The 16,421-nt window shown below is 68.6% G+C and carries 13 protein-coding genes; 8 read left to right on the forward strand and 5 right to left on the reverse strand.

Annotated features, from left to right (window positions below):
• Positions 1-186 precede the first annotated feature (186 nt).
• Positions 187-1,515 carry an LLM class flavin-dependent oxidoreductase gene (locus tag P5F91_RS24170; RefSeq protein WP_277908489.1) on the reverse strand — a complete coding sequence of 443 codons (1,329 nt, stop codon included), beginning with the start codon at positions 1,513-1,515 and terminating at the stop codon, positions 187-189.
• Positions 1,516-1,659: 144 nt separating this feature from the next.
• Positions 1,660-4,173, reverse strand: a complete 2,514-nt coding sequence (locus P5F91_RS24175) for a TonB-dependent receptor plug domain-containing protein (protein WP_277908490.1) — start codon at positions 4,171-4,173, stop codon at positions 1,660-1,662.
• 344 nt (positions 4,174-4,517) lie between these two features.
• On the opposite strand from P5F91_RS24175, the gene P5F91_RS24180 reads away from it, so the two are divergent.
• Positions 4,518-5,402 carry a LysR substrate-binding domain-containing protein gene (locus tag P5F91_RS24180; protein WP_145613893.1) on the forward strand — a complete coding sequence of 295 codons (885 nt, stop codon included), beginning with the start codon at positions 4,518-4,520 and terminating at the stop codon, positions 5,400-5,402.
• 14 nt (positions 5,403-5,416) lie between these two features.
• On the opposite strand, the gene P5F91_RS24185 is transcribed toward P5F91_RS24180, so the two are convergent.
• Both P5F91_RS24185 and P5F91_RS24190 read right to left on the reverse strand, forming a co-directional pair.
• Positions 5,417-6,133, reverse strand: a complete 717-nt coding sequence (locus P5F91_RS24185) for an alpha/beta hydrolase (protein WP_277908491.1) — start codon at positions 6,131-6,133, stop codon at positions 5,417-5,419.
• A gap of 372 nt (positions 6,134-6,505) precedes the next feature.
• The gene (locus P5F91_RS24190; protein WP_145613895.1) at positions 6,506-7,297 is read right to left on the reverse strand and encodes a class II aldolase/adducin family protein; all 792 of its coding nucleotides are present in this window, start codon (positions 7,295-7,297) and stop codon (positions 6,506-6,508) included.
• 264 nt (positions 7,298-7,561) lie between these two features.
• Between P5F91_RS24190 and P5F91_RS24195 the strand changes: the two genes are divergently transcribed.
• The gene (locus P5F91_RS24195) at positions 7,562-8,473 is read left to right on the forward strand and encodes an ABC transporter substrate-binding protein (RefSeq protein ID WP_186455036.1); all 912 of its coding nucleotides are present in this window, start codon (positions 7,562-7,564) and stop codon (positions 8,471-8,473) included.
• A gap of 12 nt (positions 8,474-8,485) precedes the next feature.
• On the opposite strand, the gene P5F91_RS24200 is transcribed toward P5F91_RS24195, so the two are convergent.
• On the reverse strand, positions 8,486-9,703 hold the full coding sequence (locus tag P5F91_RS24200; RefSeq protein WP_277908492.1) for a bifunctional alpha/beta hydrolase/OsmC family protein: 1,218 nt from the start codon (positions 9,701-9,703) through the stop codon (positions 8,486-8,488).
• A gap of 212 nt (positions 9,704-9,915) precedes the next feature.
• Between P5F91_RS24200 and P5F91_RS24205 the strand changes: the two genes are divergently transcribed.
• Genes P5F91_RS24205 through P5F91_RS24230 form a run of 6 tightly spaced genes read left to right on the forward strand, consistent with a single transcriptional unit; the run spans position 9,916 to position 16,016 of the window.
• Positions 9,916-10,773: an ABC transporter permease gene (locus P5F91_RS24205; protein ID WP_246134652.1), complete on the forward strand. Its 858-nt coding sequence runs from the start codon at positions 9,916-9,918 to the stop codon at positions 10,771-10,773.
• Positions 10,774-10,776: 3 nt separating this feature from the next.
• Positions 10,777-11,721, forward strand: a complete 945-nt coding sequence (locus P5F91_RS24210) for an ABC transporter ATP-binding protein (protein WP_422394495.1) — start codon at positions 10,777-10,779, stop codon at positions 11,719-11,721.
• Positions 11,718-12,896, forward strand: a complete 1,179-nt coding sequence (locus tag P5F91_RS24215) for an acyl-CoA dehydrogenase family protein (protein ID WP_277908493.1) — start codon at positions 11,718-11,720, stop codon at positions 12,894-12,896. The genes P5F91_RS24210 and P5F91_RS24215 overlap by 4 nt, the downstream gene beginning before the upstream one ends.
• Before the next feature lie 26 nt (positions 12,897-12,922).
• A complete protein-coding gene (locus P5F91_RS24220; RefSeq protein WP_277908494.1) occupies positions 12,923-14,038 on the forward strand; it encodes an LLM class flavin-dependent oxidoreductase in 1,116 nt (371 codons plus the stop codon).
• Complete coding sequence (locus P5F91_RS24225; protein ID WP_277908495.1) at positions 14,035-15,000, forward strand: D-isomer specific 2-hydroxyacid dehydrogenase family protein; 966 nt, start codon at positions 14,035-14,037, stop codon at positions 14,998-15,000. The genes P5F91_RS24220 and P5F91_RS24225 overlap by 4 nt, the downstream gene beginning before the upstream one ends.
• A gap of 26 nt (positions 15,001-15,026) precedes the next feature.
• Positions 15,027-16,016, forward strand: a complete 990-nt coding sequence (locus tag P5F91_RS24230; RefSeq protein ID WP_277908496.1) for an ABC transporter substrate-binding protein — start codon at positions 15,027-15,029, stop codon at positions 16,014-16,016.
• Positions 16,017-16,421 lie beyond the last annotated feature (405 nt).

Below are 16,421 nucleotides of genomic sequence, written 5' to 3' on the forward strand. Positions count from 1 at the left end.
TATGAGTTATGCGCCGTTCCCCGCGCCGCTGGCGGTTAGGGCCTGGCAATCTTGAAGTTAGTGGTGCCGCACCCGCCCGTGGTCAACGTCGGGGATGGGGTAATGCCCATCCCCGCACGCTACCACCGATGGCGGGGGGAAGGGCACCGCCATTCATTCCCCCAATTGGACATGGCTCGCCGGGCCCTATTCCGCCACCTGCGCCAGCCGTCCGCTGTACCGGTTCGCGGGGATGGGCAGGCCGAGGTGGCCGCGCAGGGTGCCGGCCGTGTAATCGGCGCGGAACAGACCCCGGCGCTGCAGGATGGGCACCACCTTGTCCGTGAACTGCGCAAAGGCGCCGGGCTTGGTGACATGGATGTTGAAGCCGTCGGCCGCGCGCCCGGTGAACCAGCGTTCGATCTCGTCGGCCACCGCCTCCGGCGTGCCGACGAAGCCGGAGCGCCAGCGGCCGAAACGCCACGCCGCCTCACGCAGGGTCAGGCTTTCCTCCCGTGCGGTCCTGATGATGCGCTCCGCATGGCCCTTGTAGCCGTTCAGGCTGACATGGCTGAGGTCGGGGAAGGGCGCGTCCAGGTCGTACTGCCGGAAATCATGGTAGTTGAAGGGCCGTCCCAGCTGGACCAGCAGCTTGTCCAAATCCAGTTCCGCCTCGTGCGCTGCGGCCAGGCGATCCGCCTCATCCTGTGTGTCGGCGATGGTGACGGTCAGGCCGGGCAGGACGACGATATGGTCGGGGTTGCGCCCCTGGGCGGCGGCGCGCGCCTTCAGGTCGGCGTAATAGGCCTGGGCCGCCTCGAACCCGTCGGCGCTGGCGAAGGTGGCGTCGGCGATGGTGGCACCCAGGTTGCGGCCGGCGTCGCTGTCGCCCGCCTGGAAGATGACCGGCTGGCCCTGCGGGCTGCGGGTCAGGGCCAGAGGCCCGGCAACGGAGAAGAAGCGGCCCTTGTGGTTCAGCGCATGCTGCTTGGTCTTGTCCAGGAACACGCCCGCCGCCTTGTCGCGGGGGAAGGCGTCGTCCTCATAGCTGTCCCACAGGCCCTGGACGACCGATACGAACTCCCGGGCGCGCTGGTAGCGTTCCGCATGGTCGAGGTGGTGGTCCCGGCCGTAGTTGCGGGCGGCGCCTTCCAGCCCGGTGGTCACCACGTTCCAGCCGGCGCGTCCGCGGCTGATGGTGTCCAGCGAGCCGAACTGGCGGGCGACGTTGTACGGCTCCCAGTATGAGGTGGTCAGCGTGCCCACCAGCCCGATGTGGCTGGTGGAGACGGCCAGGGCCGACAGCAGGGTTAGCGGCTCCAGCCGGTTCAGGAAATGGGGGGCGCTGTCGGGCGTGATGTAGGGGCTGTCGACGATGAAGACCAGGTCGAACTTGGCGGCCTCCGCCTTGCGGGCGGCGTTGATATACCAGTTGATGTCGATGCTGGCGTCGCCGGGCAGGTCGGGGTCGCGCCAATCGTCGTGGCTGGTGCCGACGCCGGCCAGGATGGCGCCCAGGTGCAGGGAACGGGTCATGGTGCGTGTCTCCAGTCGGCGGCCGGGCTGGCCGCCGGTTGATCGGTTCGGGATGGGGCTATCTCAGGGAAAGTCTAGCGCCGCCAGGCCGCCGGGAAATTTTGGAAATCGTGCAGCGACTGTTTGGCGGCGCTGAAGGATGGCTCAGAACTTCACCGACACGCGGCTGTAGTAATAACCGCCGGTGATGCCGAAGGGCGAGAACAGGCCGTACTTGTTCAGGCCGGTCTTGGCGTCGACGATGCCGATGGCGTCGGGATAGACGTCGAACAGGTTGTTGGCGCCCAGGCTGACGCTGATGCGGTCGGTCAGGTCCACGCCCACGTCCAGGTCGGTGATCCATTTGGCGCCGAAGGTGCGGTCGTTGGCGGCCACCGTGCCGGCCTCGGTATAGCTGCCGTAGCGGGTGAGGCGCGTGTCGACATGCAGGCGGTCCCAGTGCCAGTTGGCGGACAGGATGGCCTTGCCGCGCGGCGTGCCGTCGGTCAGGTCCGCCTGGCGCTGCCGGTCGAACAGGGCATAGCCCAGGCTGGACAGCTGGGTCGGTGTCGGCTTGATGTGGGTGATATAGGTGCGCGTCCAGCTGTAGGCGGCACCCAGCCGGACGTCGCCGGCGTCGCCCAGATCGACCAGGTAGTTGGCCACGGCGTCCACCCCCTCCGTCCGGGTATCGACGGCATTGGTGTAGTACTGCGCCGACAGGCCGGGGGCGAAGCCGGCCCGCTGCAGGATGGCGGAGACGGCGTTGCCGGTCAGCAACCCGGTCTCGACGATGCGATCCTTGATGTCGATGCGGTAGGCGTCCAGCGTCAGCTGCAGGTTATGCACCGGCTCCGCGGTCACGCCGACGCTGTAGTTGGTGGACGTCTCGGGCGTCAGCGGCGTGGCGCCCAGGGCCTTGGCCTCGCCCGAGGTCGCCGGCAGCACCTTGATGGGCAGGGTGATGTAATTGCCGGCGGCGTCCACCGTGCCGGTGAAGGTGGAGGAGGCGTAGATGGTCTGTGCCAGCGAGGGCGCGCGGAAGCCGTTGCTGATCGTGCCGCGCAAGGCGTAGCCGGGCGCCAGTTCATAGCGCGTGGCGAGCTTGCCGCTGGCGGTGTCGCCCACGGCGCCGGTGTAATGCTCCACCCGGCCGGCGGCGTCCAGCGACCAGGCGGGCGTCAGGTTGGTGGCCAGGTCGATGTAGGCCGCACCGTTGTTCCGGGCGATGGCCCCGCTGTCGGCGGGCGAGGTGCCGGTGTAGGACGCCAGGCCCGGCTGCGGATGCTGTCCGGCGTAGTAGCCGCTGGGAATGACGTAGCTTCCGATGATGTAGCTGGCCGGATCGCCGGGATCGATCTCGTAACGCTCATACCGATGTTCCAGGCCCCAGGCCACGGTCACGGGGGCGGGCAGGCCCAGATTCAGGGCCCGGCTGACATCCAGGTCGGTGGTCACCTGGTCGAAGATCTGGTCGGCCAGGTGGAAATAGGTGGGGCTTGTGGGCCCCAAGGTGGCGTTCAGCGTGTTTTCGCCATCCAGCTTGGCATTGTCGCGGCCGTAGGTGGTGCTGAGGTCCCAGGACCAGGATGCGATTTCTCCGCGCCCGCCGACCGTGGTCTGGAAGTCCGTCTCCCAAATGCGGCGCAGGGCGTTGAAGCCGTTGGGATAGACCTCGGCCAGGGAGTTGATGTTGTTGGGCAGGAAGCTGCCGGTGTTCTTGCGTGAGCGGCGCTTTGACACGGTGCTGAAGGAATAGAGCGTGGCGTCGTCACCAACCGGAAGCTCGGCGTTGTACGATCCGCTGTAGATCGTCTCCTGCCCTGGGCCATAGCTGTTGCCGTAGAAGGTGCGGTCGGCCGTGGCCTCGCGCGGGTCGCGGGCGCCATTGGCCAGGGGATTGTACAGGTTGGCCACGCTGGTGGGCGCGGCGCGGCTGGCCGACTGGTTGTCCTTGTAGTCGGCGGACAGGTTGAGGAAGCCTTGCCGAGGCAACTCCAGCCCGTAATTGGCGGCCACATGCTTGGTGAAGCCGTCGCCGCCGTAGTTCTGGCCCAGGCTGCTTTCCACACTACCGCCCTCAGGTGCCTTCTTCAGGATGACGTTGATGACGCCGGCGATGGCGTCGGAGCCGTACTGGGCGGCGGCGCCGTCGCGCAGCACCTCGATATGGTCGATGGCGCCCACGGGGATGAGGTCCAGGTCCACCGGTACGCCGCCGTTGGCGATGCGCGCCAGGTTGTTGATCAGCGCCGTGTTGTGCCGGCGCTTGCCGTTGACCAGCACCAGCGCCTGGTCGCCGTTCAGGCCGCGCATGGTGGTGGAGCGCACGGTCCAGCTGGTGCCGCCGCCGTTCACGCCCGGCAGGTTGAAGGACGGCACCAACTGGTTCAGCAGTTCCTTCAGGCCGACCTTGCCAGTTTCCGCCAAAGCCGCCGAGCCGACGACATCGATGGGGGAGGGGCTGTCGATGGCCGCCCGGCTGCCGCCGCGCAGGCCGGTCACCACCGTTTCCTGCACCGCGTCCAATTCCACACTATCGCTGGCCGGGGCTCCGGTGGTTGTGGTCGCCGGGCCGGCCGGTTCCGCCGCGTGCACCGTGGTGGCCACGGCGGGCAGGGCCAGCGCGGTGGCCAGCAGCAGAATCTTGTGACGGCTCAGAATAGCGGCGGCATGCATGTAAAACCCCCTTGGGCCCGACTTGGCACGCCTGCCGGGCTTCCCCGATGTTGAATAAAGCGTTGGGTTTTTAGACAGGCCGCCGCCCTGGCCCGTAAATCGACTTATCCTTGAGGATTTGATGAGGGCACTAAATTGGTAGTCAGGCCGCGCATCATTGCGACGGGCTGCACAGGGTGAAGCCTTGGAAAGGCTGGATTCTTATAACACGGTAAATAAGTGTTAAATTAAGAGCTATGCGATATATTGTACATCGCTATGCTGCGGACTCGGCTTGCTGTCTTGCGTTCCGGCATGTGTAATTGGGATCAATGAGAACCCATGGACAGTGAGGACCGTGCCCCATGCCCCCCAATCTGCCCACCGAGCTGCTGCGCACCTTCGTCGCCATCGTTGACGCCGGCACCCTGCAGAAGGCGACGGAGCGCATCTTCCTGACGCAGTCCGCCCTCAGCCTGCAGATCAAGCGGCTGGAGGATCTGTTGCAGACGCAGCTGTTCCTGCGCGAGGGGCGGCGCCTGACGCTGGCGCCGGCGGGGGTGACCTTGCTGGGTTTCGCCCGCAAGATCCTGGAAATGAACGAGCAGGCGGTCAGCGCCGTCACCGCCGGCGCCTTCGCCGGGCCGGTGCGGGTGGGCATGGTGCAGGACATGACCGATACGCTGCTGACCGGGGTGCTGGCCAGCTACGCCCAGATCCATCCCCAGGCGCAATTGCATGCCCGCATCGCCGGGACGGCCGAGCTGCTGGAGCAGATGACGGCCGACCGGCTGGATGTGGTGGCGGGCTTCGGCCCCGCGGGGGACCCCAACGGAGTGCTGACGGTGCCGGTGCGCTGGATGGGCAATCCGGAACTGTTGAGCGCCGACGTGCTGCCCTTGGTGGTGCTGGAAACGCCCTGCCGCTTCCGCGAAGCGGCGCTGGCGGCCCTGGACCGCATTGGCCGGCCCCACCGCATCGTGGTGGAAACGCCCAACCTGTCCAGCCTGCGTGCCGCCGTGCGCGCCGGCCTGGGCCTGACCTGCCGCGCCATGGCTTTCGACCCGCTGCCGCCCCTGCCGCTGGGCGTGCTGCCGCCCCTGGCCCCCGTCAGCGTCGTCCTGGCCCACCGCCCCAATCCGTCCGAGTCCATCACCAGCCTGATCAGCCTGGTGCATCAGGCGATCAGCGCCCAGGGCGCCGGGGACGACGGCGGTGAGGAGGGTGAGCCGCGGGCCAACGCGGCGTGAGGATGGGTGTGCGCTTATGGGAGAAAGCCGCGCTGCAGCAGCCAGTCCTGAAACAGGCGGGGCCACGCCTCCTCTCCGGTGACGCCCGTCGCCAGCCCCACCCCGTGGGGGCCATGGTCGAACAAATGGATGTCGTTGGGCACCCCCGCGTCGCGCAGGGCCTGCGCCAGCAAAAGGCTGTTCTTGGCGCTGACGCGCTGGTCATCCAGCCCGTCGAATAGGAAAACCGGCGGCGCGTCCGGGCCAATCTGCGTCTGGGCGGAAAGTTGTTGTTCCAGGGCGGCCCGCTCCGCGCCGCGGTAGCCGGCCAACAGGTGCCTGACACTGCCGGACGGCGGCACCACGGTGGGATCAAGGCTGACCACGGGATAACCCAACCCCAGGACGGCCACCCTGTCGTCCGCGGCATCGATGACGTCCCCAGGGGCGAAGCCGAAATCGTCCTTGGGCCGGAAGGCGATCAAGGCGGCCAAGTGGCCGCCGGCTGAAAATCCAAACACGCCGATCCGATTGGGATCGACCCCATAGCGGGACGACAGGGCGCGTGCGAGCCGCACCGCGCGGCGTCCATCCCAGAGCGGCACGGGGTAGCGGTACGTCCCGTCCGGCTGCACCAGCCGGTAGGCCAGCAAAAAAGTGGTGATCTTGAGGTGTTCGGCAAAATAGGCCGCGACCGTCGCCTGCTCGCGCTCATTGGACAGGTGATCGTAACCGCCACCGGGAATCAGCACCAGGGCCGGGCCATGATCCACCCCGCGCGCCCGGAAAACCTGGACAAAAGGGACGTCGCGGCAGGGATCATCCCCCACCGCCCCCGGCGCACGCCCAGGCCACAGGCGAAGATCGTCGGGATTGGCGGCCTCATAGCAGGGGTAGGCGGCCCAGGCCGTCGTCGGTGCCGTTTGGCCCCATGCTCCAGGTCCCGCCGTCAGGACGCCGATCAGAAGACCGGCGCCGGCCACACAGTACGACCACCTGGACCGCCGCATGCTTTTCCCCGTCGAGGACTGGTGCGCCTCGCCATCCGCACCGGCGCGCGAACCGATAGTGGCGATGTCCTGGACGGGGTGCAATGCGGGGGCTGGATCGCCCATGCGGAAGGGTCAGCTATCGTACCCCGGCGACTCCCGGGCCAGGCGGCGCAGCAGGCCGGCCCACGGCAGTTTGGCGTGGTCGGGGCGGTGGTTGGCGACCTGCTGGCGCACCTCGGCCTGGGCATGCTCGGGCGCCAGCAGGATGCCGTCGCGGCCGGCGCTGAGGGTGCGCACCTGTAGGGTGGCGGAGCGTTCCAGGGCGTGGATGCCCAGGAAGGCGTGGGCGGCGGTGGGGCCCAGGGCCAGGGTGCCGTGGTTGCGCAGCAGCATCAGGCTCTTGTCGCCCAGATCGGCCACCAGCCGCTCCCGCTCATCCAGGTGCAGCGCGATGCCTTCATAGTCGTGATAGGCCAGGCGCGGGATGACGGTCAGGGAATGCTGGTTCAGGGGCAGCAGCCCCTCCTTGTGCGCCGAGACGGCGATGCCGTCGGCGGTATGCAGATGGATGACGAACTTGGCGTCATGCCGGGCGCCGTGGATGGCGGAATGGATGGTGAAGCCCGCCGGGTTGATGCCGTATTCCGTATCCTCCCAGACCGGCGCCTGCAGGATGTTCCCGTCCAGGTCCACCTTCACCAGGCTGCTGGCCGTGATCTCGTCGAAAAACAGCCCGTAGGGATTGATCAGGAAATGCTCCTCCGGCCCCGGCACGCGGGCGGAGATGTGGGTGTAGATCAGGTCGGTCCAGCCGAACAGCGCCACCAGGCGGTACAGCGCCGCCAGTTCCACCCGCGTCTGCCACTCCGCCTCATCCACCCGCCCCTTCAGGGACTGGATGCCCAGGTAGGATCCGTCCGCCATCCTCATTCTCCATCGCGTCGATTGGCCTTCAGCGTCGATCCACGCGGCCGGGACGTCAAATTGGGGATTTTAAAGCATCCCTTGAGCGGCCCTGCGAGCGGCGCTGCGGCCGGTGCCGCTCAAGGGACTGTTGAAACTTATCAAACAGTCGGCGGCGTGCCCGTCCGTTAGCCTGGGTTCTCGCTGCAATGGCATGGGTTCGGGTGCAACATGGCGTGGGTTCGGGATTGGTCGCGGCGCGGTTTTCTGCGGGCGGGGGCGGGTTTGGGCGCAATCATCGCCGCCCCGGCGCTGCTGACGGCCTGCGACGACAAGAAGGCGCCAAGCGTCCTGAAGGTGGGGGACCAGCGCGGCGGGCTGCAGGCCCTGCTCAGTGCCTATCCCGATGACAAGCCTGCTCTGAACTATCAGGTGGAATGGGCGCAATTCCCCAATGCCGCCCCGGTGATCGAGGCCTTGAACGCCCAGGCCATCGACGTGGGCGCGGTGGGCGACGCGCCCTTCGGCTTCGGCCTGGCGAGCAAGGCCCAGATCAAGGCGGTTTCCGCCTATCGCTCCAGCGGTGAGGGTACCGCCGTGCTGGTGAAGCCGGACGGCCCGGTCCAGGCGGTGGCCGATCTCGCCGGCCGCACCGTCGCCACCAGCAAGGGCTCCATCGGTCATTTCCTGGTGCTGCGCGCGCTGGCGGAGGCGGGCGTGCCGGTGGACAAGGTCACCATCGCCTTCCTGGCGCCCAACGACGCCAAGGCCGCCTTGCTGGCCGGCAGCATCGACGCCTGGGCCACCTGGGACCCCTATACCGCCCTGGGGGAATTGCACGATGGGCTGAAGGTGCTGGTGAACGCGCAGGGGCGCATGCCCGGCCTTTCCTATCTGCTGTCCACACCGGCGGCGCTGTCCGCCCGCCGCGCCCTGGTGCGGGACTTCGTGGCCCGCATCGACCGGGCACGGGAGTATTCCGCCGCCAAGCCCGACGCCTACGCCGCGGTCTTCGCCCAGCAGACGGGCGTGCCGGCGGAGGTGGCGTCGCTCATGATCCGCCGCACCAACTTCCACCCCGTGGCCCTGGACGACGGTATCATCGCCGACCAGCAAAGCATCGTGGACCAGTTCGCCAAGGTGGGTCTGGGTGGCGACGGCCTGGACGTGCGGCCGGCCTTCGAGCGGGTGCTGTAGGGGCCGCCTGTATCAGGAGGGCTGGTCGTCCGGCTGCTCATCCACCAGCAGCGTCTCCACCTCCGACGCGCGGGTCAGGGTGATGTCCACCGGGCAGCGGTTGGCTATGGACAGCAGCTTGGCGCGCTGCTCCGCATCCAGGGGGCCTTCCAGGGTGATGGTGCGGGTGAACAGGTCGGCGGGCGTCTGGTCCGGCCGCTTGGTATGCACCACCCGCGTCTGGGCGCGTACCAGGGGCAGGCCCTTGCGCTCCGCATACATGCGCATGGTCATGGTGGTGCAGGCGGCCAAGCCCGCCGACACGAAGTCGTAGGGGGCGAGGCCGCTGTTCAGGCCGCCCACGTCCACCGGCTCGTCCGCCAGAAACTGATGCGGTCCGCTGCGCATGGCCAGTTGATAACGGCCGTGACCCGTCTCCGTTGCCAGCACGCCTTCCGCCTCGCCATGCGGGTCCGGCGTCTCGCCCTGCTGCGGCAGGTAGCGGCTGGCCCAGGCGGCGATGACGGCCGCCGCGTAGTCGGCGTCCGCCGGGCGGGTCAGCAGATGGTCGGCGTCGTCCAGCGAGACGAAGCTCTTGGGATGTTTCGCAGCCACGAAGATGCGGGTGGCGTTGTCAATGCCCACCGTCATGTCGCCCGGGGAGTGCAGGATCAGCAACGGGCGGCGCAGGCGGGCGATGCGCGCTGCCAGATCCTGTTCGCGGGCGTCATCGACGAAGCTCTGGCGGATCACGAAGGGCCGGCCGGCCAGATCAACCTCGGCCTCACCCTGCGCCTCGATGCGATTCAGCGCTTCCGGCCCGAAGGTCTGCAGCACGTGGGCCACGTCGGACGGGGCGGCGATGGTCACGACGGCCTTGACCGTGGGCATGTCGCCGGCGGCCGCCAGGGCCGCGGCCCCTCCGAAGCTGTGGCCCACCAGCAGGCTGGGCGGCATGCCCGCCTGGGTCATGGCCGCATAGGCCGCCATCAGGTCATCGACATCGGCCGCGAAACCGCCGCCGGTGAAGTCACCGCCGCTTTTGCCCAGCCCGGCGAAGTCGAAGCGCAGCACGCCGATGCCGGCCATGGCCAGGGCACGGGCCAGCCGCGTGGTGGCCAGGCTGTCCTTTCCGCAGGTGAAGCAGTGGGCGAAGATGGCCCAGCCGCGCGGCGTACCCTCCGCCGGCTCGATCCGGCCGGACAACCGGTACCCCTTGGCGCTATCGAAATCGAACTGCTGGCTGGCCATGGCGGCCTCCCTTCCCTCTGCCTGCCGTTCTTGTAGCACCGCCAGCGGGGCAATGGCCAAGCCGTCCACCGCCACGCAACGAAATCTCCATGCTTGAGAATTTTCAAACATTCACAGCATGAGAAGTCCATTGTCGGATTAAAATCCACGACATTTAATGGAGTTTACCGATCGGAGATCACCATATTTCACATGTAGAATGAGGTGCGGCCTTGTCCCTGACCCTCGACGCTCCGCAAGACGCGGCACTGTCCGCCGTCCCCCGCCCCGCCCCCCGGCTCGCTGGCGTTCCGCTGATCCGGCGCCTCCTGGCCCGGCTGGGCAATTCGCGCTGGACCGTGCCCCTGGCTCTGATCCTGGCGTGGGAACTGGGGTCGCGGGTGGGTTTGGTGCCCTCCCGCGTGCTCGCCGCCCCCAGCGCCGTGCTGGCCACCTTCTGGACCCTGCTGGCCTCGGGCGAGCTGGTGTCCAACCTGCTGGTGTCGCTGGTCCGCGTGGCCACCGGCCTGGGCATCGGGGTCGGTGTCGGTACGGTGCTCGCCGTCCTGGCGGGCCTGTTCCGCCGGGGGGAGACGCTGGTCGACCCTCTGATGCAGATGCTGCGCACCTTGCCCTTCCTGGCGCTGGTGCCCCTGTTCATCGTGTGGTTCGGCATTGGCGAGGTGCCCAAGGTGGCGCTGATCGCCCTGGGCGCCGCGTTCCCCACCTACCTCACCCTGTTCTCCGGCATCCGCGCCATCGAGGCCAAGCTGGTGGAGGCGGGACGCAGCTTCGGCCTGTCGCGGCTGGAGTTGATCACCAACGTGGTGCTGCCGGGGGCCACCCCGTCCTTCCTGGTCGGCCTGCGCTACGCCCTGGGCCATGCCTGGCTGAGCCTGGTGGTGGCGGAGCAGATCAACGCCTCCGCCGGCCTGGGTTACCTCATTAACAACGCCCGCGACTTCATGCGCACCGACATCATCGTCGTCTGCCTGGGCGTCTATGCCGTGCTGGGCCTGGGCACCGACTTCCTCGTCCGCCTTCTGGAGCGCCGCCTGCTGGCCTGGCGTCCCACCTTCCTGGAGCGCTGAACCATGGCTTCCAACACCGCCCCTCTCACAGCTGCCCCCTTGACTGCCGACAGCTCCACCGCGTCCAGCGACGCCGCGGTTCGCGTGCGTGGCTTCACCCGCCGCTTTGGCGACGTCACCGTGCTGCGCGACCTGGACCTGGACATCGCCCCGGGTGAGTTCGTGGCCCTGCTGGGCCGCAGCGGCTCGGGCAAGACCACCCTGCTGCGCACCCTGGCTGGCTTGGACGCCGCCCCGGCGGAGCAGGTATCCACCCCCGGCGCCCGCGCCGTGGTGTTCCAGGAACCGCGCCTGCTGCCGTGGAAGAAGGTGTGGCGCAACGTCACCCTGGGCCTGAAGGGCGGCCGCACCCGCCTGCAGGCCACGGCGGCGCTGGAGGAGGTAGGCCTGGGCCATCGCGTCGACGCCTGGCCCGCCACACTGTCGGGCGGTGAGGCGCAACGCGCCGCCCTGGCCCGCGCCCTGGTGCGGGAACCGCAACTGTTGCTGCTGGACGAACCCTTCGCCGCCCTGGACGCCCTGACCCGTTTGCGCATGCATCAGCTGGTGCTGTCGCTGTGGCGGGCGCACCGTCCGGCCGTGCTGCTGGTCACCCATGACGTGGATGAGGCGATTGCCTTGGCCGATCGCATCCTGGTGCTAGCCGACGGCCGGCTGGCGGTGGAGGAGAAGGTGACCCTGGCCCGCCCGCGTGAGGCGGGGCCGGAGTTCCAGGCCCTGCGTCGCCGTCTGCTGGGCCATCTGGGGGTGGAGCAGCCGGCGCCGCGCGACACGGCGCCCCTGACCTTCATCCCGCCCGCCGCTGGCTTGCGCCCCGGCTGGAACCGGCCGGGCGCCGTCAACGGTCACGCTGTCAACGGACACGCTGTCAACGGTCACAATGGCCATAACGGTGCGCTTAATGGCGGCGCCCATCATGGCGCCCAGCTGGGCGGGGGCCTGTCATGACGGCGGCCCTGCGCCGCGTGGAAGCGGTGGAGGAGGGGCGCTTCGACGGCCCGGCCCTGGACGCCGTGCTGGCCGAGCTGACGGCCGAGTTCGCCGCCGGCGCCGCCGCGCATGACCGCGACGGCAGCTTTCCCTTCGAAAATTTCAGCAGCCTGCACGCCAAGGGCCTGTTGGGCCTGACGGTGGGGCCCGCCTGGGGCGGTGCCGGTGCCGACCTCGCCACCACGCTGAAAGTGGTGCGGGCGGTGGCTAAGGGCGACCCCGCCACCGCCCTGGTGCTGGTCATGCAGTATCTGTTTCATGCTTCCGTTGATCAGCGCGGCGTGTCCGATGCGCTCTATGCCCGGGTGGCGCGGGATGCGGTGGAGAACGGCGCCCTGATCAATGCCCTGCGGGTGGAGCCCGACCTGGGCACGCCGGCGCGCGGCGGCCTGCCGGCCACGGTGGCGCGGCGCACCGCCGATGGCTGGTCCATCAGCGGCCACAAGCTCTATTCCACCGGCATCCCGGCGCTGACCTGGCTGGTGGTCTGGGCCCGCACCGATGAGGCGGAGCCGCGCGTTGGCGGCTTCCTGGTGCATCGCGACAGCCCTGGCATCCAGGTGGTGGAAACCTGGGACCATCTGGGCCTGCGCGCCAGCGGTAGCCACGACGTCATCCTGACCGACGTGCCCACGCCGCTGGACCACGCCCTGGACCTGCGCAAGCCGGGCGAACTCAGCCCGCGCGACGCCGTCTTCGGCGCCTGGGCAGCTGTGCTGACCGCTGGCATTTATGATGCGGTGGCGGAGGCGGCGCGCGACTGGCTGATCGATTTCGCCCGCCGGCGGGTGCCCAGCAACCTGGGCGCCGCCCTGTCCACCCTGCCGCGCTTCCAAGAGGCGGTGGGGACCATCAACGGCCTGCTGCTGTCCAACCGCGCCCTGCTGGCCGCCGCCACACGCGGCGAGACCACCACGGCGGAAGCCGGCCTGGTCAAGCACCTGGTGACCGAGAACGCCATCCAGGCGGTGGAGACGGCGGTGCGCCTGACCGGCAACCCCGGCATCACCCGCCACAACCCGCTGGAGCGGCATTACCGCGACGTGTTGTGCGGCCGCATCCATACCCCCCAGGCCGATGTGGTGCTGGTCGGCGCCGGCCGCGCCGCCTTCGCCGCCGCCACCCCGTCCTGAAGCCCCCATCCTGAAAGGGTTCCGCCATGTCCAACACCTTGCAGTTCATCGGCTTCATCGGGTCGCAGGACGGGTCCGAGACCCGGCCCGGCAGCGGCCCCATCATCGACCGTGATTACATCGGCACCGTGGCACGGGCCCAGGAGTATGCCGGCTTCGACCGCGTGCTGATCGCGCACTCCAGCGCCTCGCCGGATGGCTTCCAGATCGCGGCCTACGCCGTGCAGCAGACGGAGCGGCTGAAGATTCTGTTGGCCCACCGCCCGGGCTTCGTGGCGCCCACGCTGGCCGCCCGCCAGCTGGCCTCGCTGGATCAATTCAGCCAGGGACGCCTGGCCGTGCACATCATCACCGGCGGGTCGGACGAAGAGCAGCAGCGCGACGGCGATTTCCTGAACAAGACGGAACGCTATGCCCGCACCGACGACTATCTGGAGGTGGTGCGCAAGGTGTGGACCAGCACGGCGCCCTTCGACCATGACGGTCCCTACTACAAGTCGCGCGGATCGCAATCGTACGTGAAGCCCATCAACGGCACGCTGCCCATCTACTTCGGCGGATCGTCGGACGAGGCCATCGCCGTGGCCGGCCGTCATGCCGACGTCTACGCCCTGTGGGGCGAGCCGCTGGACGACGTGCGCGAGACCATCGCCAAGGTGCGCGCCGCCGCAGCCCTGCACGGGCGTCAGGACCATGTCCAGTTCAGCCTGTCGCTGCGCCCCATCCTGGGGCGGACGGAGGAGGAGGCCTGGGCCAAGGCTGACCGCATCCTGGAGCAGGCCAAGCAGCTGCGCGCCACCCAGTCGACTTTCCGGCCCGTGCGCACGGGCGAACCGCAGAATGTGGGCTCGCAGCGCCTGCTGGCGGCGGCTGCCGCCGGCAAGGTGCGGGACAAGCGCCTGTGGACGGAGATCGCCGCCCTGACCGGCGCCCAGGGCAATTCCACCAGCCTGGTGGGCACGCCGGAGCAGGTCACGGAATCGCTGCTGGATTATTATGACCTTGGCGTGCGCACGTTCCTCATCCGGGGTTTCGATCCGCTGGTGGACGCCATCGAGTATGGCCGCGACCTCATTCCCCTGGTGCGCCAGGCGGTCGCGGCAAGGGAGGCCGGACACGCCACGGCGGTGGCCGCCGAATGAGCCCCATCCGCGTGGCCAGCCAACTGGCCGAGCCCATCAATGCCGAGGTGGTGCGGCGGGTCATCGCCGCGACGGGGGAGGGGGCGGTCGAGCTGATCACCCTGCCCCGGGGGGTGCCGGCCGAGTGGCCGTGCGACGCCGACGTCTTCGTGGCCGCGCCCTTCCGCCGCGCCGGTGGCGATCTGCCGGCCCAGCCGCCGGGCTGGCCTTTCAACCTGCGCTGGGTGCAGCTGGTTTCCGTCGGCATCGACTTCTATCCCGGCTGGCTGTTCGAGGGGCCGGTGGTGACGGCGGCCAAGCGCACCTCCGCCACGGCTCTGGCCGAGTTCTCGCTGGCCGCCATCTTCGCCGCCGCCAAGCGCTTCCCCGATATCTGGGTCAGCCGGGCGGCCGACTGGCAACCATCGCCCCTGGGCCTGGTGGAAGGCGCCACCCTGGGCATTGTCGGCTTCGGCGGCATTGGCCAGGCCTTGGCGCCCAAGGCCCTGGCGCTGGGCATGACGGTGCTGGCCACGCGGCGTGGCGCCGGTCACTTGGGCGTGCCCGGCGTGGAGCGGGTGGATGACGTGGCGGCGCTGTTCGCCCGCGCCGATCATGTGGTGCTGGCGGCACCCGCGACGGCGGAAACCCACCATCTGGTGAACGCCCGGGTGCTGGCCACCGCCAAGCCCGGCCTGCACCTGGTCAACGTGGCGCGCGGCGCGCTGATCGACGACCAGGCGCTGCTGGCCGCGCTGGCGGAGGGGCGGGTTTCGCTGGCCACCCTGGACGTGACGCATCCGGAACCACTGCCGGACGGCCACCCCTATTACAGCCACCCCCGCGTGCGCCTGTCGCCGCACACCTCCGTCTTCACGCCGGATACCCATGCCAACCTGGCGGCCCAGCTGGCCCATAACCTGATCCGTTTCCGCCGTGGAGAGCCGCTGCAGGACGTGGTCGACCTGTCGCGCGGCTATTAGCGGCTACTAAAAGAAAGACCGAACCCATGATGCTGATTTCGCGCCGGTCCGCCTTGCAGGGGCTGGCGGCGGGGGCGTTGGGCCTGGGCGCCCTGAACCTGGCCGGCTGCGGCCGCAAGAAGGATGCGGACCTTGCCGGCGTCACCCTGCGGGCGGCGACATACCGGGGCAACCCGGACTCCTTCTTCGAGCAGGCGGGCGTGGCCGACACGCCCTACACGCTTGAAACGGCGCAGTTCGCGGGCGGCAATTTGATCGCGGAGGCGATCAACGCCCATTCCCTGGACGTGGGCGGCATGAGCGAGATCCCGCCCATCTTCATCGCCGCCGCCAACCCCCTGGTGCGCATCATCGCCGTGCTGCAGGGCGACGTGAACAACCAGGTGGTGCTGGTGCCCAAGGACAGCCCGCTGCAGACCACGGCGGATCTCAAGGGCAAGCGCGTGGGCTATGTCCGCGCCACCACCTCGCAATACATGCTGCTGAAGATCCTGAAGGAACAGGGGCTGACCTTCGCCGACATCACGCCGGTGGCGCTGTCGCCGCAGGACGGCCTGGCGGCCTTCAACCAGGGCAGCCTGGACGCCTGGGTCATCTATGGCGTGGTGGTGCAACTGGCGCGCGAGGCCGGGGCCCGGGTGCTGACCACCGGCCTGCACCGCCTGTCCGGCAACTATCTGGTGGCCGCATCCAAGGACGCGCTGGCCGACCCGCTTAAGAGGCGTGCTATCGGCGACTACCTGCAGCGCTACGCCAAGACCTTGGCCTGGATCGAGGCGGACTACACCCGCTGGGCCCGCATCCGGGCGCAGCTGACCAGCATTCCCGAGGCCGCCTACATCCAGGAATACCGGGAGCGCAGCGCCGGCTATCGCCTGCTGCCGATAAGCGACGCGGCCATCGCCTCGCAACAGGACGTGGCCGACACCTTCGCCGCCGCCGGCGTCATTCCCGCCCCGGTGGATGTGCGCCCGCTGTGGGACGACAGCCTGCATGAGGTGCTGGCGAAACTGTAACGGCGTAGAAGAATGCGTTTCGCGGTACGCCGCGATACGCGACTTTATAGAATGACATTAGCGCTACGCGGCGGGCATTGCGCTACGGGCATTGCGCTACGGTTAGCGATACGAGCAATTCGCGCCGTGTCGCGAGGCGCTACGTTTTGTGATTTTCCAAGATCGCAGAACGCGGTATTTTCTGAGGGCAACCGGGGAGAGCGGCTACTCTCCCCGGCGCCCTTCACCTCCCGATTTTCAGTTCCACGGCCATGCCGAAGAACCGGAAACGGAGATGAAGGAAGAAGGCCCGGATAAGCATCTGGTATCCCTCTTCCTGTGGCGGGGAGGCGGCCGATCCGCTCCCTGACCACAGGGGGAATCTTCCGTCAATCTGATCAAGCACCACGGCCTGATAGGAATGAA

Source organism: Nitrospirillum amazonense (assembly GCF_029594735.1).
Taxonomy (GTDB): Bacteria; Pseudomonadota; Alphaproteobacteria; order Azospirillales; family Azospirillaceae; genus Nitrospirillum; species Nitrospirillum amazonense.

Excerpts from the sequence above, each read along its gene's own strand:
- P5F91_RS24170 (WP_277908489.1), bottom strand. The coding sequence starts at position 1,515 with ATGACCCGTTCCCTGCACCTGGGCGCCATCCTGGCCGGCGTCGGCACC.
- P5F91_RS24175 (WP_277908490.1), bottom strand. The coding sequence starts at position 4,173 with ATGCATGCCGCCGCTATTCTGAGCCGTCACAAGATTCTGCTGCTGGCC.
- P5F91_RS24180 (WP_145613893.1), top strand. The coding sequence starts at position 4,518 with ATGCCCCCCAATCTGCCCACCGAGCTGCTGCGCACCTTCGTCGCCATC.
- P5F91_RS24190 (WP_145613895.1), bottom strand. The coding sequence starts at position 7,297 with ATGGCGGACGGATCCTACCTGGGCATCCAGTCCCTGAAGGGGCGGGTG.
- P5F91_RS24200 (WP_277908492.1), bottom strand. The coding sequence starts at position 9,703 with ATGGCCAGCCAGCAGTTCGATTTCGATAGCGCCAAGGGGTACCGGTTG.
- P5F91_RS24210 (WP_422394495.1), top strand. The coding sequence starts at position 10,777 with ATGGCTTCCAACACCGCCCCTCTCACAGCTGCCCCCTTGACTGCCGAC.
- P5F91_RS24215 (WP_277908493.1), top strand. The coding sequence starts at position 11,718 with ATGACGGCGGCCCTGCGCCGCGTGGAAGCGGTGGAGGAGGGGCGCTTC.
- P5F91_RS24220 (WP_277908494.1), top strand. The coding sequence starts at position 12,923 with ATGTCCAACACCTTGCAGTTCATCGGCTTCATCGGGTCGCAGGACGGG.
- P5F91_RS24225 (WP_277908495.1), top strand. The coding sequence starts at position 14,035 with ATGAGCCCCATCCGCGTGGCCAGCCAACTGGCCGAGCCCATCAATGCC.
- P5F91_RS24230 (WP_277908496.1), top strand. The coding sequence starts at position 15,027 with ATGATGCTGATTTCGCGCCGGTCCGCCTTGCAGGGGCTGGCGGCGGGG.